Here is a 19,208-nt window from a genome sequence, read left to right as displayed (position 1 = left end):
GAACAGCAGGCGTCCGAGGCGTCCTCGCTGAGAGCGCTCTCAGAGTGTGCCGTTCCGGACTGTAGCGGAGAAGTTGTTAGCAGGTCCATGCCAATGACAGACCGCGCGGGCCGCCCGCGCCGGGACGCTGCGACCGCCCCGGCGTGAACGACGTGTCAGGAGCGGGCGGGACGGTAGGTGTACGCGGCCCACAGCGCCCGGACCGCGTCGCTGTCCCGCCAGTGCCCGAAGGCCGCCGCGCGGTCCGGCGTGCCCCACACCCTGAGGTGCCCGGCGCCCGGCTCCCAGCCGGGGTCACCGGTGGCCGCGAACCCGGCCCAGGCCGAGGTCATCCGGTCCGCGAGGTCCCGGTCGTCGGGCGTGGGCGCGGTGCCGCCGATGAGGAACCGGGTACGCGCGTCGTCCACGTTGCCGAAGGCGAAGGGCACGTCGGCGCAGTGCCAGGCCCGCACTCCCCCGCCCCTGCGGTCGAACCGGGAGAGGAAGGCCCGGCCTCCGGCCGCCGCGTGGGCCTCGGCGAGCCGGGTGCTGTACTCGCCGAACATCAGGTCCCCGTACACGGCGAGGTGGATGTCGTGCGGTCCGGCACCGGGCATGAGCGCGCGGTACCCGTCGACGAGCCCCGGCGGCAGGCCGAAGTCCGCGGCGAAGCGGTGCAGCCGCTCGTCCGTGGGGACCGGGACGCTGCTGCCGACGGCGTCCATCAGCCAGTACTCCTCGGTCGTGTGGCAGACGAGGAGATCGACGTCCCGGGCGGCTCCGGAGGCGAGGAGGGCCACCGGGTCGTCGCGCAGGAGGTGCCCGTCGGCGACCGGGCCGTAGACGACCGGGTCCCAGTGCAGCTGCCCGGAGCCGGGGTTCCCACGGTAGTCCCCGACGACCTCGTCCGAGGCCGCGAGCAACTCCCTCGGGGTGGCACGGGTCGTAGGCATCCCCGCGGCGGCGGCCACGCGCGCCGCGACCCGCTCGGCGAGTTCCGGGGCGAAGACGGGGCCGACCGCGCTGTGCGCGATCACCCGGCGGAAGAGCCCGTGCGCGCGGTCCATCACCATCAGGCAGACCGCGGAGGTCGCTCCGGCCGACTGTCCGGCCAGGGTGACGTTGTCCGGGGCTCCCCCGAACGCGGCGATGTTGTCGCGGACCCATTCGAGGGCGGCGATCTGGTCGAGCAGGCCACGGTTGGGCGGGCGGGCGTCGTCCGGGACGTGACCGAAGCCCTCGTAGCCGACGCGGTAGTTCAGCGTCACGACGACGAGGCCGGTGCGGGCCAGGGCCGTACCGTCGAAGTCCGGTTGCGCGCTCGATCCGAAGGTGTAGGCGCCGCCGTGTATCCAGACGAGGACGGGCAGCGGGCCCGCCGCCGCCTCCGGGGTCCAGATGTTGAGGCTCAGGACGTCCTCGTCACCGGGCGACCAGACGGGGGCGCCGGGCAGCTCGGCGGACTGGGGCGCGATGGGCCCGAACCCGGTGCAGTCGCGGACACCGGGCCACGGGGCGCGCGGAAGCGGAGCGTGAAAGCGGTTCTCGCCGAACGGCGGTTCTGCGTACGGGATTCCGAGGACGGCGACGACGCCACCGTGCGGTGCGCGTCCGCGCACCCGACCGCTTGCCGTCTCGTACACCCTGCTGTTCGACAACGCGTCCCGACCGCCCTTCGTTCACCGCTCCCGGGCGGGGAGCGGTGAACAGGATGGCTCACTTCCGGCGCCGGCGCGATGAGGATTCGGCGGAGTGACCGATGAGCCGGTCAGCCGGCCTGCCCGATGGCGCTGCGGAGCATGGCCACGGTCGTCGCCGCGGCGGCCCGCTCCGCCTCGTCCCGGGTGGCGCGCACCCGTTCCTCCAGCAGCACCACGGCCGCCTGGAGTACGCCGACGCGCACCGGAACGGTGCGCATCGCGGTCAGTACGGCCGCCGCCTGTTCGGCCGGTGTGGCCGGCGCGGACTGCGGGATGAGGGTGGTGATGCCGCGTCCGAGCGCGCGGTCACGAGGCGGCTGCGCCGCGGGTGTGGTCACCGGGGAATTCTGCCGCACCCGGTGGCCCGGAGGGGTCAGCGACCTGGCCGGGCCGGCGCGTTCTCGCGCGCCCCGTCGTGGACGCGGAGCAACAGGGCGGTCAGCTGGGCGCGTTCGCGGGGGGTCAGGGGCGCGAGGATGTCGTCCTGCACGGCCAGCGCCTCGGACTTGAGGCTTTCCAGCAGGGCGCGGCCGGCCGGTGTGGCGGTGACCGTGACGCGGCGCCGGTCGGCCGTGTCGCGGGCCCGCTCCACCAGGCCGGAGGCGGCGAGCCCGTCCACGATCTTCACGACGTCGCTGCGGTCGATCGAGAGCCGCGCGGCGAGTTCGCGCTGCACATGGGGGCCGAAGTCGGCCAGGGCGGCGAGCACCGCCATGTGCCAGAGCCTCAGCCCGCGTTCGGCAAGGCGGTCCGCGAGCCGGCCGCGTGCCGCCTTGCCGGTCTTGGACATGAGGTAGGTCGTCATACCCAGGAGACTGGGAGGGGTTTCGTTCATCAGGTATATCGTAGGGGCGCGCCAATGATGGGTGCGCACCTACTGAAGGGGTCTCCGTGGACGCGCTGCATCCCCGCCTGCTGGTCGACCGGTTCGCCGACTGCTTCCGCTTCTACGACGCCGTGCTGCCGCAGCTGATCGGTGCCGTACGGGCCAGTGGCGACGCCTCGGGGCCGTACGCCCACGGCCTGGAGCTGCAGTCCTGCTGACCGCTGCCGGCGGGCGTCACTTCCGGGCCCAGGCGCGCATCGCGGAGCGGGAGGAGAAGTCGGCGACGTCCTTGTCGAGCGGCTGGTCGGTGTACTGGTGGATGCGCCAGGAAGCCTTGATGCGCGGATGGCCCGCCTTCACGTAGTCGGCGATCCAGAGCCCGTCCCCGGCGTACGACGTGGTGTCGTGGTTCAGCCAGAAGTGACGGTTGCAGTAGAGCAGGACCCGGTGGTGCGGCCGCAGACGCTTGACCTCGCGGATGAAGCGGTCCTTCTCGGCGTTGCTCGGCCGGGTGCCCTCGCCGTTCTGTTCCCAGTCGACGGCAAGCAGGTCTCCGGCCTTCTCGGGCGCCTTGCTCAGGAAGTACTCGGCCTGCGCCGTGATGTTCCCGGGCCACAGGAAGTGGTAGAAGCCGACGACGCATTCGGCGTCGCGGGCCCGTTTCGTCTGGTCGGTCAGCCGTGGATTGACGTACGAACGGCCCTCGGTGGCCTTGATGAAGACGAAGTCCAGTCCGTCCGTGTCGAACGAGGACTGATAGGCGCTGACATCGACACCGTGCAGCATGGGCGCCGCCTTTACAATCGGGGTGCTCTGTTCCGCTTACTTTCCCTCACCGGCCGCTCCCCACCCCCATGTGAAGCACGAATGCGCGTGTGTGCCGGGGCGCGCGCTCCGGCCCACACGCGCGGGCGGGCACGCGCCCGCCGGCCGTCAGGCGTCGAACCCGGTGGAGCGGCTGACCTTCTCCCAGGCGAGCACTTCGGCGCGGGAGGCGTCGAGCGCGCCGAGCACCGCGTCCGTCGCGTCGTTGCCGAGCGGCAGCCGCAGCGGGGTGTCCTCCGCGTCCAGCGCGGTCAGGATGGCCGCGGCGGCCTTCGCCGGGTCGCCCTCCTGCTTGCCGTCCGAGTCGGGCAGACCGCTGCGGACCGGGCCGACGGAGTCCGCGTAGGCGTCCAGGGGCGCGGACTGGCGGAGGGCGCCGCCGGCGAACCCGGTGCGGAAGGAGCCGGGTTCGACGATGAGCACCTTGATGCCGTGCGGCGCCACCTCGGCGGCCAGCGCTTCGGACAGGCCCTCCAGGGCGAACTTCGTCGCGGAGTAGCCGCCGACGCCGGGGAAGGTGAACCGGCCGCCCATGCTGCTCATCTGGACCACGGCGCCCGAACCGTTGCGGCGCATGTGCGGCAGCACGGCCCGGACCAGCGCCGCGGGACCGAAGAAGTGGAGGTCCATGAGGTCGCGCAGCTCGCGGTCGCCGGTCTCCTCGACCGCGCCGATGTGCCCCATGCCCGCGTTGTTCACGAGCACGTCGATCCGCCCGTACCAGAGGACGGTGTCCGCGACGACGTCGGCGATGCGGGCGGTGTCGGTGACGTCGAGCTGGACGGCGACCGCGCGGTCGGGGTGGGCGGCGACGAGGGCGTCAAGGGCCTCGGGCCGGCGGGCCGTGGCGACGACGGTGTCACCGGCGGCGAGGGCGGCCTCGGCGATGGACCGGCCGAAGCCGGAGGAGGCACCGGTGATCAGCCAGACGCGGCCCGGGGCGTTGTCGCGGGCGGGGGTGGCGGGTGCGGTGTTCATGTCCAACTCCGTTTGTCCGTCGGCGCGTTGCGGTGGTCCCTTTATGTCATCCGCGCCCATGAGCGGTCCAAGACAAGGATTCTCCGGAGCGATAAAGACGACTTATGATCGCGTCATGGAACTGCGCCAGCTGCACTACCTGACCGTGATGGCCGAGGAGGAGAACCTGGGCCGGGCCGCCCGCAGGCTCTTCGTCAGCCAGCCGGCTCTCTCGTACGCGCTCAAGAGCCTGGAGGCGGAGCTCGGCGTGAAGCTCTTCGACCGCCACGCGGGCGGGATCTCGGCCACCCCGGCGGGGCGCGATGTGGTCGCGGAGGCGCTGCTCACCGTGCGCCAGGCCGAGCGCGTGACCGCGGCGGCGGAGCGGCACACCAGGGGCGAGACGGGTGTGCTGCGGGTGGGCTTCGAGGCGAGCGGGGCGGGAGAACTGACCACCAGGGCACGCGCGGAGTTCGCCCGCCGCCACCCCGGGGTGCGGGTGGCGCCCAAGCGGTACGACTGGGGGCAGGAGGCCGACGCCCTGCGGGACGGCCTCGCGGACGTGGCGTTCGTCTGGCTGCCCAACGACCTGACCGGGCTCACGTGCGAACCGGTCCACACCGAGCCCCGCGTCGTCGGCCTGCCCACGGGACACCCGCTGGCTTCCCGCTCCGGCGTCAGTGTCCTCGAGGTCAAGGACGAGCCGCTGCTGTGGACGCGCCGGGCGCCCCGGGAGTGGGTGGACTGGTGGGCCGTCAACCCGCGCCCCGACGGGTCGGCCCCGGTCTGGGGGCCGACCAACGACAACGTCGAGGAGATGCTGGAGCAGGTGGCGCAGGGCTCCGCGATCTGCTTCGCGCCCGAGAGCATGGCCCGCTACTACGCGCGCCCCGACCTGTCCTGGGTGCCGCTCACCGACGTCGAGCCGCTGCGCGTGGTCCTGGCCTGGGCGGACGGCGCGGACACGGCGCTGGTGCGGGGCTTCGCCCGCGTGGTGCGCGAGCTCGCCTCGGAGGCGTAACCGCTCAGTCCGCTCCGGGGGCGTCCTCGGGGGCGGCCGGCAGGCTGTCCATGAAGGAGCTGACGGAGAACACCGCGTTCCCCGCGCCGGGCGGGCCGTAACCGGGAGGCGAGCTGAGCCCGAACTCCTCCATCGTCGCCCGGTACGACTCCAGGAGCCGGATGTGGTACTCCAGCGGCGCCCCGTCCGGGTTGGTCTTGCCGAGCGGGGTCGTCGGCTCCGGGCACCAGGTGGTGAAGCGCGGGGTGATGCCGTGCGACATGAAGAAGCGCAGGCCCTCCGTGGTCGAGTCGATGGCTTCCTTCACCGTGGTGAAACCGAACGGCTCGGCCATCTCGACCCCGGCCACGAAGTTCGGGATGACGTTGCGGGCGCCGAAGACGTCGGCGGAGTCGAGGATGCGGCGGTGCCACTCGTCACGGCCGACGTAGCGCTCCTTGCCCGGGCAGTACAGCTCGAACAGCCGCCGGTCCCACACCTCGTAGTTGGGGTGGTAGATCTGCACCCCGTAGTCGTGGAACCGCTGGACGTCCGCCTTGGGCAGGGCCTGGGCGACGACCTTCCCGATCCAGCGGCCCGGGAAACGCTCCTCGATGGCCTTGGCGTACTGGCCGTAGAAGTCCGCCTCGTCCCGGCCGCCGATGTGCGAGGTGATGGCGCCGCCGGTGAGGGTGTACGCCGTCGAGGTCTTCGCCGTGTCGTACCGGTCGATGATCTCCAGCGCCTCCAGCACCTCCTCGACGGGCTTCACCCCGGTGTACGGGCGGCCCGCCGCCTTGTGCTGGCGCCAGTTGTGGTTGATGTCGCAGTACTGGCACTCCTCCTTCGCGCCGAAGTACTGGCAGACGCGGAAGACGGTGAGGTAGACGAGGTAGCCCCACTGGATGGTCGGGGCGACCTCCATCACGGACTTGCCGTTGGCGAGCGTGTGCCGGTAGTAGTCCGGCATCGGGGGCAGGCCGACGTCGGAGATGCGCCTGCCGTCGAGGTAGAGCCCGAGCATCCCGTCCGCGTCCGCCGCGACGCGGTACGGGGACGCCGGGTTGACGCGCACGGAGACGACGGTGCGCCGCAGCTCGTAGGGGCCGCCGGTGAGCACGATCTCCTCCGGCGGGCGTCGCAGGGCCGCCGCGCCGAGCTCGGGCAGGGTGCCGTGGTCGAAGGAGAAGATGAAGTACGACTTCGGCTTGACGTCACCGCCCTCGTTGTCGCTGAGCGCGGACTCGTCGAAGGCGACGCCGCCGCGCAGCAGGTCCTCCTTGATGACCGCCTCACGCGGCACGTGGGGGAACTGCTCCATCAGCCGTTCGACGAGCCGGGTGCGGTCTGCGGTGCCGGGCTCGGTGCGGCTGGGATCGGTACGGCTGGGCATGTGCGGGCTCCTCGGTCGGTCGTCGGCGTGTTCCGGATGCGACGTCTGTGCAACGAACCACGGCCGCGGGTCGTTCTCGTCCCCGCTGCCGGATGCGTCACTCCCCGCTGCCGCATCCTATGTGACCAGTCAGTAAGGTGTGCGGGCGGGAGCCCGTCGGCCGTGCGGCCGGACCGACGCCCGGTGGTGACCGCGGCCGGCCGCTGAACGGAGTGCTCCATGCCCCGCACCATGTCCGTGTCGGACAGCATCGTCGTGCACACCGGACCGCTGGAGGTGTACGCCCGGCTGAGCGACCCCACGGCGATGGGCCGCTGGAGCCCGGAGAACCTGGGCGCCCGGGTACGGGGGGAGCGCCGGGAGGCCTACGTCGGCATGGTCTTCGACGGCCGCAACAGGCGGGGGCCGGTGAGCTGGACGACGCGGTGCACGGTGACGGCGGCCGATCCGGGCCGGCGGTTCGCGTTCCGGGTCCACGCGATCGGTGTGCGGCGGCCGTTGCTGCGCGGGCCGATCGCCACCTGGGACTACCGTTTCGAGGCGGTGGCGGGCGGTACCCGGGTCACGGAGACCTGGACCGACGACCGCCGCGCCTGGCCGGACGTCGTGGCCAACGCCTTCGACCGGGTCGCCACCCGGGGGCACACCTTCGCCGTGTTCCAGCGCCGCAACATCCGCACCACGCTCGAACGCCTCAAGGCGGCGCTGGAGTCCCCGGACGCCTGACGGGTCACGCCGCCCAGTGCGCGGGGCGGGTCAGCGACGACGGGAGCCGGGTGGTGCCGCTCCCCCGGGCGGCGTTCACCTGCGCCTGCGTCAGGAACAGCGCCCCGGTCAGGTCGGCGCCCGAGAGGTCCGCGTCCCGGAAGTCCGCGCCGATGAGGTCCGCGAGGCGCAGGTCGGCGCCGCCGAGGTCCGCCGCGATGAGGTAGGCGCCGCGCAGATCGGCACCCCGCAGGTCCGCCCTTCTGAGCCGGGCGCCCATGAGGTCGGCGCCTCGGTGCCCGCGCTTCTTGCGGCCCGGGGCCGTGGCCCGCACGAGTGCGCTCACGCGTCCGAGGAGCACGGCGACCTCGCTCCGGTGGGCGGCCACGTCGAGCTCGGCCAGGGCGTCGGCGTCGAGCCGGGTCAGGGCCTCGGTGGCTTCGAGGGTGCGCCGGATCTCGCCGCGCAGGGACCGGGCGGGGCCGAGGGTGGCCGCCTCCGTCAGATACCAGAGCAGCTCGTGGAGTTGCCGGACGACCGGGAAGACTTTGAACATCCGCTGTGCGGTCTTCGGATCGCCGCGCCAGTCCCGGCCGCCGAAGATGTCCACCGACACCTTCTGACCGGCCCCGAAGCAGTCGTAGACGGTGCAGCCGGGGAAGCCCTCGGTGCGCAGCCGGGCGTGGACGCCGCAGCGGAAGTCGTCGCGGAGGTTGTGGCACGGTGTGCCGGCCGCCTTGTTGACGGCGAAGTCGGCGGAGCGCGTGAGCGTCAGCGCGACGCAGCACAGGGCGAAGCAGCTGCCGCAGTCGGCACGCAGGCTGTCACGGCTGTCTCCGTCCTGGCGGGCGGTGCCGGAGGGCCGGTCGGTGTCGGGCACGGTGGGTGGGTCCTTCGGGGCGCGGTGTTCGAGAGCGGCACCGCAGCCTATCGGCTGCACGTACGGTCCGCCGTTGTCGGTGGGGCGGCGCACACTGGCGGAAGTGGTGGTACGGCGAGGGAACGGAGGGAGCGCGGATGGGCGGCGAGGAGGAGGGCGGGTTCGAACCGGCGACCGGGGACGGCCCGCCGGTCCCCGGTGACGCGGAGGCGCGCGCGGCTTCGGTGCGGTCGGCGTTCGCGGGGCTGCTGCAGATCAGACGGCTGACGAACAGCGGCCCGGCCCGCCCGGAGTCGGTGCCCGCGCCCTGGGAGCTGCATCGTCCGGTACGGGCCGTGGCCCTGGCGCTGGAGGCCGCGGGGCTGCCCGCATCGGCCGTCGGCCCGTCAGGGGAGCGTACGGAGAAGGGTTACCGGGTGACTGCGGGGGCGTCGCCGGGCACCGTGCGGGTGGAGTGGCTGGGGCCGGCCGGGAGCGGGGCGGCGTACGAGGAGGCCGGCGAGCTGCCCAGGTGTGCGGCGGCGTTGCGGGAGTCGGGCTGGACCGCGCTGCTGTACCGGGGGCCGCGCGGTCGCCGCTTCCTGGAGGTCGAGCCGCCGACGGGTCGGCCGGACGGCCGATAGTCGCCGTGCCGTGCAGCTCGCCGGCCGCCGTTGTCGGACCCATGGGGGATGCTGGTGGGGTCCGACACCTCTGACCTGGAGATGCTGAGATGCGCAAGGACGAACTCGCGGCGGCGCAGGCGTATGTCCGTTTACTGGAGGCCACCCGGGCGGCCCTCTCCGACCCGGAGGACGGCCCGTTGTACCTGCCGTTGCTCACCTCGCCGATGGAGGAGGCCGACGGGGCCCTCCGGCGCGCGGGCTTCGCCGGGAACGAGACGCGGTTCTTCGAGCTGGTCGGTGCGCTGCGGCCGAGTCTGACGGGCAGCGGCCACTGATCCGACGGGCAGCGGCCACCGGTGCGCCGGGGGCGCACCGGCCGATGGTGCCTCAGCCCGCCTGCGGGAGGGGTGCGAGGCCGAGTTCGCGGTCGCCGAGGGGCGCGAAGTGGCGGGCCACCTCCTCGTCGGTGACCTGCGCGAGCTCGGCCGGCCGCCACCGGGGATCGCGGTCCTTGTCGACGATCTGGGCGCGGACGCCCTCCACCAGGTCGGGTCCGGCGAAGGCGACGGTCGACACGCGGTACTCCTGGTCGAGGACCGCTTCGAGCCCGTCGAGGCGCCGCGCCCGGCGCACGGCTTCGAGCGTCACCTTGAGCGAGGTGGGCGCCTTGGCCAGGATCGTCGCCGCGGCCTGCTTGGCGGCCGGGTCACCGTGGCCGGCGAGGCGGTCGGTGATCTCCTCGACCGTGTCAGCCGCGTAGCAGGAGTCGATCCAGTCGCGGTGCGCGGCGAGCTCGCCGCCGGGGGCGGGGCGGGCGTGATCCGCGACGGTCGCGGTGACGGCCTCGGGGGTCGGGCAGTCGGCGAGGGCGGCGACGAGGGCGGCGAGCCCCTCGGCCGGCACGAAGTGGTCGGCCAGTCCGCAGAGCAGCGCGTCGGCCGCGCCGACCGCCTCACCGGTGAGCGCGAGATGCGTACCGAGTTCGCCGGGGGCGGCGCCCAGCAGGTACGTTCCGCCGACGTCCGGGACGAACCCGATCCCGGTCTCCGGCATGGCGATGCGGGAGCGCTCCGTCACGATCCGGACGGAGCCATGGGCCGAGACTCCGACGCCGCCGCCCATCACGATGCCGTCCATGAGGGCGACGTACGGCTTGGGGAAGCGGGCGATCCGTGCGTTGAGCCGGTACTCGTCCCGCCAGAAGTCGAGCGAGGCGCTGCCTTTGGCCAGGGCGTCGTCACGCACGGCACGGATGTCACCGCCCGCGCACAGGCCGCGCTCCCCCGCGCCGGTGAGCAGCACGGCGACGACCGCCTCGTCGTTCACGGCCGCGTCGAGCGCGTCGTGCAGGAGCCGCACCATGGCGTGGTTGAGCGCGTTCAGGGCGCGGGGCCGGTTGAGCGTGAGGTGGCGGACGCGTCCTTCGGTGTGCAGCAGGACGGGGTCCTCGTGGTTCATGGGTGCGCTCCGCTCAGCCCGGGTGCCGTGCCGTCCGCCCGTCGGGGGAGGCTCTTTCGCTGCCATTGTGCGCGGGCCCCTGAGGGGCGGGCGGCGCGGGGTGGTTTCCGCTGTGGCAGGCGTGCCGGACCGGCCGGACAATTGAGGCACGCCGTACGGCGGACCCGCCGGACGATCCTCGGAGCTGGAATGACCGATCAGAACCGGCCGCCGGTCGTTCCCGGCCCCCCGAACGGCCGGAGGGCGGGACGCCCGGCGAGACCGGTACGGCGGAGCGGCTCGCCCTGAACCGGACGGGCAGCTTCGACTGGGACCCCGATGCCTGGACCCTGGACATGGACGAGGCGGGCCTCCTGGTCTTCGGTCTGGACCCGGCCGGGTTCGACGCGCGCCCGGAGTCCCTGGCGGAACTGCTGGAGCCGGAGGAGCGCGTGCGTCTGGGGGCGGCGACCGACGAGGCCCTGCGGGGCGCCGGCAGCTCGTCCAGTACATCCACCAGGCCCGACCCGGAAGGGCTGTCCGAGGCGCGGACCATCGTGCGCCAGGCCCTGACCGACCGGGACATGGCGGAACTGGCCGACGACGCCGAGCTGGTGACCGGGGAGCTGCTGGTGAACGTGCTGCTCCACACGGAGGGCGGGGCCGTCCTGGCCCTGGAGGTGCTGCCCGAGCCGGTCCGCCGGGTGCGGCTCTCGGTGCAGGACCGCTCCAGCGCGTGGCCCCGCCGGCGGTCACCGGGCGAGACCGCGACGTCGGGCCGGGCGCTGCTGCTGCTCGACGCCGTCGCCTCGCGATGGGGCATCGAGCCCCGTGGCGAGGGCAAGGCGGTCTGGTGCGAGATCGGGCCGGCCGCGCCGCCCACGACGCCCCCGGTGCGCCGGCACCCCGCGAAGCCGCCCGGGGGCGGCCCGCCGGAGGGACGCGCACAAGGGTGAGGGACGCACCGCCGCGTCGCGCGTGACGGTACGCCCCTCGGCCGTGCCGCCCCTTCGCTCTACGCGTCCGGGCGGCGCGATTCAGGTCAGTGCTGTGCGGTGCGGCGCTTGCGCACCGACCACATGATGCCGCCGCCGGCCAGCAGCACGGCGACCGCCGCACCGCCGATGATCGGCGTGGCGGACGAGGAGCCGGTCTCGGCCAGGTCCGGCGAGCTGGGGCTCGGGGTCGCCGCGGCGGGCGCGGACGGCGAAGCGGACTCGCTCGGCGTGCCGGCCGGGCTGGGAGACGCCGTGGCCGGCGCCCCGGGCGCCTTGGACTCGGTCGGGCTCGGCGTCGGCTTCGACGGCGGGGTGCCCTCGCACACCGGCGCCTGCTTGGTCTCGTCCTCCGAGTACTGGTCACCGTCCCCGGCCTTGACGACCAGGCGCACGTTCAGCGGCTGGTCGTGCTCCGGCAGCGTGAGCTTCTTCTCGAAGCCCTTGCCGAACTTCTCCGTCGGCAGCAGGTCCTTGCCGTCGACGGTGACGGTCACCTCGTTGGTGACACCGGGGTTGTACTGAGTGAGGTGCAGGCTCACTTCGTCACAGGTCACGGCCCAGGTGGGGGTGTGAGCTGCGGCCGGACCGGCGGTGAGGACCGCGCCGGAGAGGCCGACCACCGCGGTGGCGACGAGAGTTCCCGCTGCGCGCCGCGGTCTCCTGGGTATGGTCATGGATATTTCCTCCGCAGATGTTTCGCGCCCGTATGGGCGGTGCAGCGCACAGTACTGGCCCCTGCCCCACCGTGTGCACCCGCCCCACAGCGGTTTCCGCGTCACAACCGCCGCCGCACGCACGCCGGTTGGGGCATGCCGGACACGGGCCCGGGACCGCCGGCCGGCCCCGGCGCCCCGCCCCGCCCCCTCGCCCGGCCCTCAGAGGCGGCGGTGCATGATGTGGAGCCCCACGAAGCCCTCGACCGGGTGGTCGAACCCTTCGGGCAGGGTGCCCAGGATGTCGAAGCCCAGCGATCTGTACAGCTTCACCGCGGCGGTGTTGGTCTCCACCACCGCGTTGAACTGCATGGCCCGGTATCCGGCCGTGCGCGCCCAGTCGATGGTGTACTCGCACAGGGCGCGTCCGACGCCCTTCCCGGAGTGCCGGGGGTCGACCATGTAACTGGCGCTGGCGATGTGCGATCCGTTGCCCATGTGGTTCTTGTTCATCTTCGCCGTGCCGAGGACGGTCCCGTCGTCGGCGACCGCGACCACGGTCCGGCTGGGCGGCTCAAGAAGCCACCACCCGGCGGCGTCTGCCTCCTGGAGGTCGAGGGGGTAGGTGAAGGTCTCGCCGGCTGCGACGATTTCGTGGAAGAACGGCCAGATGGCGGGCCAGTCCCCGGTGGTGGCTTCTCTGATCAGCATGGCGCACAGGATGCCCAAACCGGCCCGCGTCGACCAGCGGTTATCGGGGGCGCCCCGCACCGGTCCGGCCTCCGGCCCGCCGGCGCCCGCCGGGCCGCCCCGCCCTCGGTGCCCCGCCCGGCCACGGCCGGCGGAGCCCCAGCCCCCGGGCCGCACGCCTCCTCAGCCCGGCCAGCCGGGCCAGCAGCCCCGGCGAGCCCTGGGGCCGGGCACGCCCGGCCGGGGCGGCCACCGGTCCTGGACCCTCGGGTCCGGGCCCGGCCGGCATGCGGGGTTCGGCCGCCCCGGCAGGCGCACCGGGCCGCACCACGGCAGCCGGGGCGGCGGGCGCCCCCTCCGCCGCACCTCCCGGCCCGGACCCCGGTCGTGGCGCCGGCCGCGCCTGCCGGGCGGCGTCCAGCTCCGTGGCCAGGATGGTCCGGCGCCAGAGGATCTCGTCCGGCTCGTCGGCGGACATCAGCCGCGCCATCGCCTCGCGGCCGGCGACCGATCCTCGTCGCCCGAACACCGCCTCCGGCCTGACCCGGGCGAGGTGGGCCCGCTCGTAGGGGTCGTCCACCACCTCCGCCAGCTGGACCGGGTCCAGCCCCTGGGCGACGACCGCCGCGCGCACCCACGGATCGTCGGTGAGGGCGAGCAGGCGCTCGGTCCGGCGGGAGCGCCAGTTGCGCGGTCGCCAGTCGGCCCCGGCCGCCAGCCGGCTGCGCAGCCAGGGCGGGCTGTTGCCCACCAGCAGTTCCGGCGACCGCGCAGCCGATGCTTCGAGTTCCTGGGCGAGATAGACCCACACCACCGCCCGGTAGCGGTTGAGGTAGAAGGCGACGGGTGTCAGGCACCCGGCCCGGGCGAGCCGGGTGAACCTGGCCGGGCTGATCCCCAGCAGCCGGGCCCCCTCGGCGGTCCCCACCGTGCGCACCCGGTCGCGCAACGCGCCGGAGGCCCCGTCCTGGGCCCGCAGGCGCTCGATCTCCTCCTGGCCGATCCTGGGCCGGCCGTCCGGCCCGCTGCTCGCCCGGACCGCTCCCAGATACATCGCCAGATCGAGTTCGTTCCTCCTGAGGCCGAGCTCCGTCGCGGCGCGGGCCGCACCGAACGCGTACCCGCCCGTGTCACGCACGGTGTCGGGCGCCGCCGTCCCTCCGGGGCCCGGTCCGGCCCCGGACTCCCCGTTCCGCAGCTGATTCATCGTCACCATGACGTCACTCCCCCGCACATCTTGATTACTCTCCGCAACCAGAGTAGGCGGTGAAAGCCAACCGCCGCCGAGCCTGTGGATAACTTCACGGACCCGGCGGCGGCCGGAGTGGGCCGGGCGGGGCGTCAGAGCCGGTCGGCTCCCTCGCTCCCGTCCTGCCGTGAGTCGACACCGAGGTGCTGTCCCACCCGGTTGACCAGGAGCGTCATTTCGTACGCCACCTGCCCGACGTCCGACTCCGCCTCACTCAGTACGCACAGACAGCTGCCTTCCCCCGCCGCCGTCACGAAGAGCAGTGCCTCGTCGAACTCCACCATGGTCTGCCGGGCCTTACCGGCCCGGAAATGCCGGCCCGACCCACGGGCCAGACTGTGCAGTCCCGAAGAGACGGCCGCCAGATGCTCGGCGTCCTCACGGGCGAGCCCGGTGCTCGCGCCGGTCACCAGACCGTCGTTCGACAGCACCAGGGCGTGCCGTATGTGCGCCACCCGCTTGGTGAGATCATCCAGGAGCCAGTCGAGTCCCCTGTCCATCGCCATACTGTTTCCTCCCCGTTCACGCGTTCCCCGTGCCTCGCTCGTGAGCAAGCCTTGCGCACGGGTCACGAACGGGCAAGCACCCCACTGCCGTCACCGGTCGGGAAGCAGCCACCCTCGCTCAGCCGTAGGAGAGGTTCTCGCACGGGTCGTCGTCCGCCGACCGGGCCTCCTCGGTGACCGCGGCCGGCACCCCCGGAGTGGCCGAGGCGGCGTCGGGTGCGGCCGACGGACCGTCCGCGTAGTCCTGTCCCACGGTGACCTGGATTCCGCTTCCCGCGCCGCCGGACTCGGACAGCCGTGCGCCGGGGAAGAGCCCGGCCGTGGTGCGGGCCTCGTCCCGCAGCCCCGGTCCGTACGCGACGAGCGTCGCGGAGCGGGTCTGGTCCTGCGCGGTGGCTGTGCCGGTGACGGTGAAGCCGTGTGCGCGCAGCAGCCCGGCCGCCTTGGCGGCGAGCCCGGGCACCGTGGTGCCGTTGTAGACGGCGACCTGGATTCCCGTACCCGAGACCGGGGACCGCGATGCCTTGGGGGACGCGCCGGCGCCCGCCTCGGCGTCGAGCGGGCGGTCGGCTTTCAGCGCGGCCCACAGCGCGTCGGCGTCCGGCTCCACGACGGCGACGCGCTCGCCCTCGTACCGCCACGGGACCGTGACGAACTTGGTGTTGTGCAGGTCGATGTTCTTCATCGAGAGGGCGAAGGAGAGCAGCTTGTCGGCCGAGCCGAGCCCGGGGTCGACGGTCATCGCGTCGGTGGCGGCGTCGGCCAGCGGCAGGAGGGCCGTGGGGTTCATGCCGCGTGACTTGATCTTCTTGACCAGGGAGGCGACGAACGCCTGCTGCCTCTTGATCCGCCCTATGTCGGAGCCGTCGCCGATGCCGTGGCGCAGCCGTACGTAGTCGAGGGCGCGTTGACCCGAGACCGTCTGCGGGCCCTTCTCGAAGACGAGTGCGCCGCGGGTCGTGCGCTTGGGGTTCAGGTCGCGCTGGTACACGTCGTCCGGCAGGCAGACCGGCACTCCCCCGACGGCGGAGGTCAGCGCGGAGAACCCCGCGAAGTCGATGACGACGGTGTGGTCCACGCGCAGTCCGGTCAGGTGCTCGACGGTGTTCTGGGTGCACGCCGGGTTTCCCTCGGCGGTCTCCCCCACCGAGAACGCCCCGTTGAACTGGCTGTGGTGGCGCGGGGCGGTCCAACTGCCGTCGGGTTTCCGGCAGGACGGGATGTCGACCATGGCGTCCCGGGGTACGGAGACGGCCACGGCATGCCGGCGGTCGGCGTAGACATGCAGCAGGAGCACGGTGTCCGAGCGGCCGACCTCACCGGTGGCTCCGCCCAGGCCCTTGTTCTTGCCCGAGCGGGTGTCCGATCCGATGACGAGGACGTTCTGTCCGCCGGACGAACCGGGCGGCCGGTCTCCGGAGACGCCGTCGGCGCTGAACGTGTCGATGCTGCCGGTCAGTTTCAGATATCCCCAGCCGATACCGGCGACCAGCAGGACGAGGAAGGACAGTGCGGTCACCGCCGTCCGCCGCAGACGGCTCCCCCTCCTCCCGGCCCGTGTCGCTCTGTTGTCGCTAGCCATGGGCCACCCCGTTCGTACGGCTGCCGCGCGGGGCCGCCTCCCGGCGGTGCCCGTACGGTCGTGCGGTTGTGCGGTTTTCCGGTCGTGATGTGCGGTGGCCTCGTGCGCCCCCGGACCCGACCATCGTCAGTCCGATCCCCTCTCCCCACAGCGCCACCGGAAACATTGACCGGAACACACCGGAGGGCGGCGGAGTGCGAGGCGTCTTCCCCGCCCGTCCCACGACGAATCGGGCCGGGCGCCACGCGCGCCCTGGGCAAATCCTCGCGTTTCCTGAAGAGTGAGGGGACAGCCGCCGTCCGTTCCGGGCGGCGGCCGGACCGCGACCGGCTGGAGCGTGCGGGTGGCGGTCGGTGAACCACTTGATCATTGGAGGAAGTTCATGGGTGTGACCCTGGCCAAGGGCGGCAACGTCTCCTTGTCGAAGGAGGCGCCCGGCCTGACCGCGGTGACGGTCGGCCTGGGCTGGGACGTACGCACGACGACGGGGGCCGACTACGACCTCGACGCCAGTGCGCTGCTGTGCGCGGATCACGGAAAGGTGGTCTCCGACCTGCACTTCGTCTTCTACAACAACCTCAACAGCCCGGACGGCTCCGTCCAGCACACCGGGGACAACCTGACGGGTGAGGGCGACGGCGACGACGAGTCCATCAACGTGAATCTGTCGGCGGTCCCCGCCGACGTCGCGAAGATAGTCTTCCCGGTCTCCATCCATGACGCGCAGAGCCGGGGGCAGAGTTTCGGCCAGGTGCGCAACGCGTTCATCCGCGTCGTGAACCAGGCCAACGGTGTGGAGCTCGCCCGGTACGACCTCAGCGAGGACGCCTCGACGGAGACCGCGATGGTGTTCGGCGAGCTGTACCGGCACGGCGCGGAGTGGAAGTTCCGCGCGGTCGGCCAGGGGTACGCCTCCGGCCTGGCCGGTATCGCGAAGGACTACGGCGTGAACGTCTGAGGGTGCTCGCCCACCGGCCCGGCGCCGCGTCCGCGGGGGCCGGGCCGGCTCCGTCCGGGCGGCCGTCACGCGGAGCGCGCCGGCTCACCCGCGCGCCCGGTACGGCCGACGGCGCTCGGCCACCACGCCCCGGGCCCGATGTCCACGACCAGCGCGGGCGCCAGCAGCGACCGGACCACCAGTGTGTCCAGCAGGACGCCGAAGGCCACGATGAAGGCGATCTGCGCCAGGAACGCGAGCGGGATCACGATCAGCGCGGCGAAGGTGGCCGCCAGCACCACGCCCGCCGACGTGATGACGCCGCCCGTGCTCACCAGGCCCCTCAGCATGCCCTGGCGCGCCCCGTGCTCCAGCGCCTCCTCGCGGACCCGTGACATCAGGAAGATGTTGTAGTCGACGCCGAGGGCCACCAGGAACACGAATCCGTACAGGGGCACCGAGGCGTCCGTACCGCTGAAGCCGAAGGCGTGCTCGAAGACCAGGGCCGAGACCCCGAGGGTCGCCAGGTAGTTGAGGCCGACGGTGGCCACCAGCAGCACCGGCACCAGGACCGACCGCAGCAGGCCCATCAGGATCAGCAGGATGATGACGAGCACCACCGGGACGATGATGTCCCGGTCACGCTCGGCGGTGCGCTGGGTGTCGTACTGCTGTGCCGTGTAGCCGCCGACGAGTGCGTCCGCCCCGGGCACGGCGTGGACGGCGGTACGCAGCCGCTGCACGGTCTGCGTCGCCCTGTCGCTGTCCGCCGCGTCCTTCAGGGTGACGTCGACGCGGACCCGGCCGTCGACAACGAGCGGCTTGCCCCCGCCGGGCCGGCCCGACGCCGTGACGGGCGCGGCCGAGGCCACCCCGGGTGTCGCCTCGGCGGCCTCGGTGACCTCGGCGGCGCTGTCGGCGTCGGCGATGACGACGGCCGGGTTCCCGGAGCCGCCCGGGAAGTGCTTGCTCAGCGTGGCCTGGGCGGAGACGGAGGGGGCGTCGTTCACGAAGGTCTCGTCCAGCGGAACGCCGTGGGACTCCAGGGTCGGGGCGAACGCGGCGCAGGCGGCCAGGAGGACCGCGCAGGACAGCCACACCTTGCGCGGGGCCCCGTCGACGCGCGCGGCGACCCGGCGCCAGATCCCGTGCCCGCCGGCCGCCTCGTCCACGGGGCGCGGCTTGGCCGGCCAGTACGCCGCCCGCCCGCTCAGGACGAGCACGGCGGGCAGGAAGGTCATCGTGCTCAGTACCGCGCAGACGATGCCGATCGCGCCGACGGGCCCCAGGGCACGGTTGTTCGTCAGGTCGCTGAGCAGCAGCGCGAGCAGCCCGAGGGCCACCGTGGCGGCGCTCGCGACGATGGCGCCGGAGGAACGGCGGAGCGCGGCGAGGGCGGCCGTCGTCCGGTCGCCGTGGCGCGCCAGCTCCTCCCGGAAACGCGCGGTCAGCAGGAGCGCGTAGTCGGTGGCCGCGCCGATGACCAGGATGGACAGGATGCCCTGGACCTGGCCGTCCACGCGGACGACGTCGTGGTCCGCGAGGACGTAGACGACGGCGCAGGCCAGCGCGAGGGCGAAGACGGCGCTGATGATGATCAGGAAGGGCAGCAGCACACTGCGGTAGACCAGCAGCAGGATCACCAGGACGGCGGCGAGCGCCACCCCGAGCAGGAGCCCGTCGATACCGGCGAACGCGTCCTTGAGGTCGGCCTGGGTGGCCGCGGGGCCGGCGATCCCGGCGCTCGTGCCCGCCACCGAACCAACGGCGTCGCGCACCTGGTCCAGCGTGTCCGGGAGCTCGTCGCCGAGGTCCGAGCGCAGTTGCACGACGCCCGACAGGGCCTCGCCGTCCTTGGACGGCAGCGCGGGTGACGGGGTGCCGACCACACCCGGCTTCCCCGCGAGCGAGGCCAGCGCGCGGGTCGCGGCAGCGCGGGCGCCGTCCGGGAGCCCCCCGTCGTCGCCGGTCCAGACGACGATCGCGGGCACGGTCCCGGACCGCTGGAACGCCTTCTGCTCGTCCGCGACCTGGGTCGACTCGGCGCTGCGCGGCAGGAACGCCGCGCGGTCGTTGGTCGCCACCTCGCCGAGCTTTCCGGCGTACGGGCCGAGCGCCCCGCCGATTCCGAGCCAGACGACGAGCAGCGCTACGGGTACGAGCCAGCGGGTGACGCGGTACCTGGGTGGGGGCTTCATTGCTTCCTCAGGGATCGGCACATGACACACATGACCCGAAGTCTCTCGGTCATTCATTATCTCAGTGATCAAGAGATATTACTCTGGG

The 19,208-nt window shown here is 73.0% G+C and carries 20 protein-coding genes and 1 pseudogene; 7 read left to right on the top strand and 14 right to left on the bottom strand.

Going from position 1 to position 19,208, the window contains the following annotated elements:
• Positions 1-155: 155 nt before the first annotated feature.
• The 3 genes from FKN01_RS05640 to FKN01_RS05630 form a co-directional block, all read right to left on the bottom strand.
• Entirely contained in the window at positions 156-1,637 is a 1,482-nt protein-coding gene (locus FKN01_RS05640; protein WP_143617025.1) for a carboxylesterase/lipase family protein, read from the bottom strand.
• A 110-nt stretch (positions 1,638-1,747) separates the two neighbouring features.
• A complete protein-coding gene (locus FKN01_RS05635; protein WP_143617023.1) occupies positions 1,748-2,017 on the bottom strand; it encodes a hypothetical protein in 270 nt (89 codons plus the stop codon).
• Positions 2,018-2,052: 35 nt separating this feature from the next.
• On the bottom strand, positions 2,053-2,514 hold the full coding sequence (locus FKN01_RS05630; RefSeq protein WP_185992755.1) for a MarR family winged helix-turn-helix transcriptional regulator: 462 nt from the start codon (positions 2,512-2,514) through the stop codon (positions 2,053-2,055).
• Positions 2,515-2,570: 56 nt separating this feature from the next.
• Here FKN01_RS05630 and FKN01_RS05625 point away from each other — a divergent pair, with 56 nt between their 5' ends.
• On the top strand, positions 2,571-2,723 hold the full coding sequence (locus FKN01_RS05625; RefSeq protein WP_260696781.1) for a hypothetical protein: 153 nt from the start codon (positions 2,571-2,573) through the stop codon (positions 2,721-2,723).
• A gap of 16 nt (positions 2,724-2,739) precedes the next feature.
• Here FKN01_RS05625 and FKN01_RS05620 read toward each other — a convergent pair whose 3' ends face one another.
• Together FKN01_RS05620 and FKN01_RS05615 are read right to left on the bottom strand one after the other, a co-directional pair.
• Positions 2,740-3,291: a glycoside hydrolase family 25 protein gene (locus FKN01_RS05620; protein ID WP_143617021.1), complete on the bottom strand. Its 552-nt coding sequence runs from the start codon at positions 3,289-3,291 to the stop codon at positions 2,740-2,742.
• Positions 3,292-3,438: 147 nt separating this feature from the next.
• Complete coding sequence (locus tag FKN01_RS05615; RefSeq protein ID WP_143617019.1) at positions 3,439-4,308, bottom strand: oxidoreductase; 870 nt, start codon at positions 4,306-4,308, stop codon at positions 3,439-3,441.
• Between the two features lie 115 nt (positions 4,309-4,423).
• Here FKN01_RS05615 and FKN01_RS05610 point away from each other — a divergent pair, with 115 nt between their 5' ends.
• A complete protein-coding gene (locus FKN01_RS05610) occupies positions 4,424-5,308 on the top strand; it encodes a LysR family transcriptional regulator (protein WP_143617017.1) in 885 nt (294 codons plus the stop codon).
• Positions 5,309-5,312: 4 nt separating this feature from the next.
• On the opposite strand, the gene FKN01_RS05605 is transcribed toward FKN01_RS05610, so the two are convergent.
• Positions 5,313-6,680 (bottom strand): radical SAM protein, encoded by a 1,368-nt coding sequence (locus FKN01_RS05605; protein ID WP_143617015.1) that lies wholly within the window; start codon positions 6,678-6,680, stop codon positions 5,313-5,315.
• 219 nt (positions 6,681-6,899) lie between these two features.
• On the opposite strand from FKN01_RS05605, the gene FKN01_RS05600 reads away from it, so the two are divergent.
• On the top strand, positions 6,900-7,406 hold the full coding sequence (locus FKN01_RS05600; RefSeq protein WP_143617013.1) for an SRPBCC family protein: 507 nt from the start codon (positions 6,900-6,902) through the stop codon (positions 7,404-7,406).
• 4 nt (positions 7,407-7,410) lie between these two features.
• Here FKN01_RS05600 and FKN01_RS05595 read toward each other — a convergent pair whose 3' ends face one another.
• On the bottom strand, positions 7,411-8,265 hold the full coding sequence (locus tag FKN01_RS05595) for a pentapeptide repeat-containing protein (protein ID WP_143617011.1): 855 nt from the start codon (positions 8,263-8,265) through the stop codon (positions 7,411-7,413).
• A gap of 137 nt (positions 8,266-8,402) precedes the next feature.
• Here FKN01_RS05595 and FKN01_RS05590 point away from each other — a divergent pair, with 137 nt between their 5' ends.
• Both FKN01_RS05590 and FKN01_RS05585 read left to right on the top strand, forming a co-directional pair.
• On the top strand, positions 8,403-8,888 hold the full coding sequence (locus FKN01_RS05590) for a hypothetical protein (protein WP_143617009.1): 486 nt from the start codon (positions 8,403-8,405) through the stop codon (positions 8,886-8,888).
• A gap of 89 nt (positions 8,889-8,977) precedes the next feature.
• Positions 8,978-9,205: a hypothetical protein gene (locus FKN01_RS05585; RefSeq protein WP_143617007.1), complete on the top strand. Its 228-nt coding sequence runs from the start codon at positions 8,978-8,980 to the stop codon at positions 9,203-9,205.
• A gap of 52 nt (positions 9,206-9,257) precedes the next feature.
• Here the strand turns inward: FKN01_RS05585 and FKN01_RS05580 are convergent, their stop codons facing one another.
• Positions 9,258-10,328 carry an enoyl-CoA hydratase/isomerase family protein gene (locus tag FKN01_RS05580; protein ID WP_143617005.1) on the bottom strand — a complete coding sequence of 357 codons (1,071 nt, stop codon included), beginning with the start codon at positions 10,326-10,328 and terminating at the stop codon, positions 9,258-9,260.
• Positions 10,329-10,806: 478 nt separating this feature from the next.
• On the opposite strand from FKN01_RS05580, the pseudogene FKN01_RS05575 reads away from it, so the two are divergent.
• Positions 10,807-11,263: pseudogene (locus FKN01_RS05575) on the top strand (ATP-binding protein); the annotation flags it as partial.
• An 86-nt stretch (positions 11,264-11,349) separates the two neighbouring features.
• Here FKN01_RS05575 and FKN01_RS05570 read toward each other — a convergent pair.
• The 5 genes from FKN01_RS05570 to FKN01_RS05545 form a co-directional block, all read right to left on the bottom strand.
• Positions 11,350-11,979 (bottom strand): LAETG motif-containing sortase-dependent surface protein, encoded by a 630-nt coding sequence (locus tag FKN01_RS05570; RefSeq protein ID WP_185992754.1) that lies wholly within the window; start codon positions 11,977-11,979, stop codon positions 11,350-11,352.
• A gap of 201 nt (positions 11,980-12,180) precedes the next feature.
• Positions 12,181-12,669 (bottom strand): GNAT family N-acetyltransferase, encoded by a 489-nt coding sequence (locus FKN01_RS05565; RefSeq protein WP_143617003.1) that lies wholly within the window; start codon positions 12,667-12,669, stop codon positions 12,181-12,183.
• Between the two features lie 40 nt (positions 12,670-12,709).
• On the bottom strand, positions 12,710-13,864 hold the full coding sequence (locus tag FKN01_RS05560; protein ID WP_185992753.1) for a DUF6397 family protein: 1,155 nt from the start codon (positions 13,862-13,864) through the stop codon (positions 12,710-12,712).
• 125 nt (positions 13,865-13,989) lie between these two features.
• Entirely contained in the window at positions 13,990-14,403 is a 414-nt protein-coding gene (locus FKN01_RS05550; protein ID WP_143617001.1) for a roadblock/LC7 domain-containing protein, read from the bottom strand.
• Between the two features lie 118 nt (positions 14,404-14,521).
• Complete coding sequence (locus tag FKN01_RS05545) at positions 14,522-15,922, bottom strand: LCP family protein (RefSeq protein WP_143616999.1); 1,401 nt, start codon at positions 15,920-15,922, stop codon at positions 14,522-14,524.
• Between the two features lie 445 nt (positions 15,923-16,367).
• Here FKN01_RS05545 and FKN01_RS05540 point away from each other — a divergent pair, with 445 nt between their 5' ends.
• Positions 16,368-16,943, top strand: coding sequence for a TerD family protein (locus FKN01_RS05540; RefSeq protein ID WP_143616997.1), 576 nt, complete (start codon positions 16,368-16,370; stop codon positions 16,941-16,943).
• 65 nt (positions 16,944-17,008) lie between these two features.
• Here the strand turns inward: FKN01_RS05540 and FKN01_RS05535 are convergent, their stop codons facing one another.
• Entirely contained in the window at positions 17,009-19,120 is a 2,112-nt protein-coding gene (locus tag FKN01_RS05535) for an MMPL family transporter (RefSeq protein ID WP_143616995.1), read from the bottom strand.
• Between the last annotated feature and the right edge of the window lie 88 nt (positions 19,121-19,208).

The organism is Streptomyces sp. 130 (assembly GCF_007096885.1).
Taxonomy (GTDB): domain Bacteria; phylum Actinomycetota; class Actinomycetes; order Streptomycetales; family Streptomycetaceae; genus Streptomyces.
The sequence above is the reverse complement of the archived record's forward strand: the minus strand, read 5'-3'. Positions and strand labels throughout refer to the sequence as shown.

Excerpts from the sequence above, each read along its gene's own strand:
- FKN01_RS05630 (WP_185992755.1), bottom strand. The coding sequence starts at position 2,514 with ATGAACGAAACCCCTCCCAGTCTCCTGGGTATGACGACCTACCTCATG.
- FKN01_RS05620 (WP_143617021.1), bottom strand. The coding sequence starts at position 3,291 with ATGCTGCACGGTGTCGATGTCAGCGCCTATCAGTCCTCGTTCGACACG.
- FKN01_RS05615 (WP_143617019.1), bottom strand. The coding sequence starts at position 4,308 with ATGAACACCGCACCCGCCACCCCCGCCCGCGACAACGCCCCGGGCCGC.
- FKN01_RS05610 (WP_143617017.1), top strand. The coding sequence starts at position 4,424 with ATGGAACTGCGCCAGCTGCACTACCTGACCGTGATGGCCGAGGAGGAG.
- FKN01_RS05605 (WP_143617015.1), bottom strand. The coding sequence starts at position 6,680 with ATGCCCAGCCGTACCGATCCCAGCCGCACCGAGCCCGGCACCGCAGAC.
- FKN01_RS05600 (WP_143617013.1), top strand. The coding sequence starts at position 6,900 with ATGCCCCGCACCATGTCCGTGTCGGACAGCATCGTCGTGCACACCGGA.
- FKN01_RS05590 (WP_143617009.1), top strand. The coding sequence starts at position 8,403 with ATGGGCGGCGAGGAGGAGGGCGGGTTCGAACCGGCGACCGGGGACGGC.
- FKN01_RS05585 (WP_143617007.1), top strand. The coding sequence starts at position 8,978 with ATGCGCAAGGACGAACTCGCGGCGGCGCAGGCGTATGTCCGTTTACTG.
- FKN01_RS05580 (WP_143617005.1), bottom strand. The coding sequence starts at position 10,328 with ATGAACCACGAGGACCCCGTCCTGCTGCACACCGAAGGACGCGTCCGC.
- FKN01_RS05570 (WP_185992754.1), bottom strand. The coding sequence starts at position 11,979 with ATGACCATACCCAGGAGACCGCGGCGCGCAGCGGGAACTCTCGTCGCC.
- FKN01_RS05565 (WP_143617003.1), bottom strand. The coding sequence starts at position 12,669 with ATGCTGATCAGAGAAGCCACCACCGGGGACTGGCCCGCCATCTGGCCG.
- FKN01_RS05560 (WP_185992753.1), bottom strand. The coding sequence starts at position 13,864 with ATGGTGACGATGAATCAGCTGCGGAACGGGGAGTCCGGGGCCGGACCG.
- FKN01_RS05550 (WP_143617001.1), bottom strand. The coding sequence starts at position 14,403 with ATGGCGATGGACAGGGGACTCGACTGGCTCCTGGATGATCTCACCAAG.
- FKN01_RS05540 (WP_143616997.1), top strand. The coding sequence starts at position 16,368 with ATGGGTGTGACCCTGGCCAAGGGCGGCAACGTCTCCTTGTCGAAGGAG.
- FKN01_RS05535 (WP_143616995.1), bottom strand. The coding sequence starts at position 19,120 with ATGAAGCCCCCACCCAGGTACCGCGTCACCCGCTGGCTCGTACCCGTA.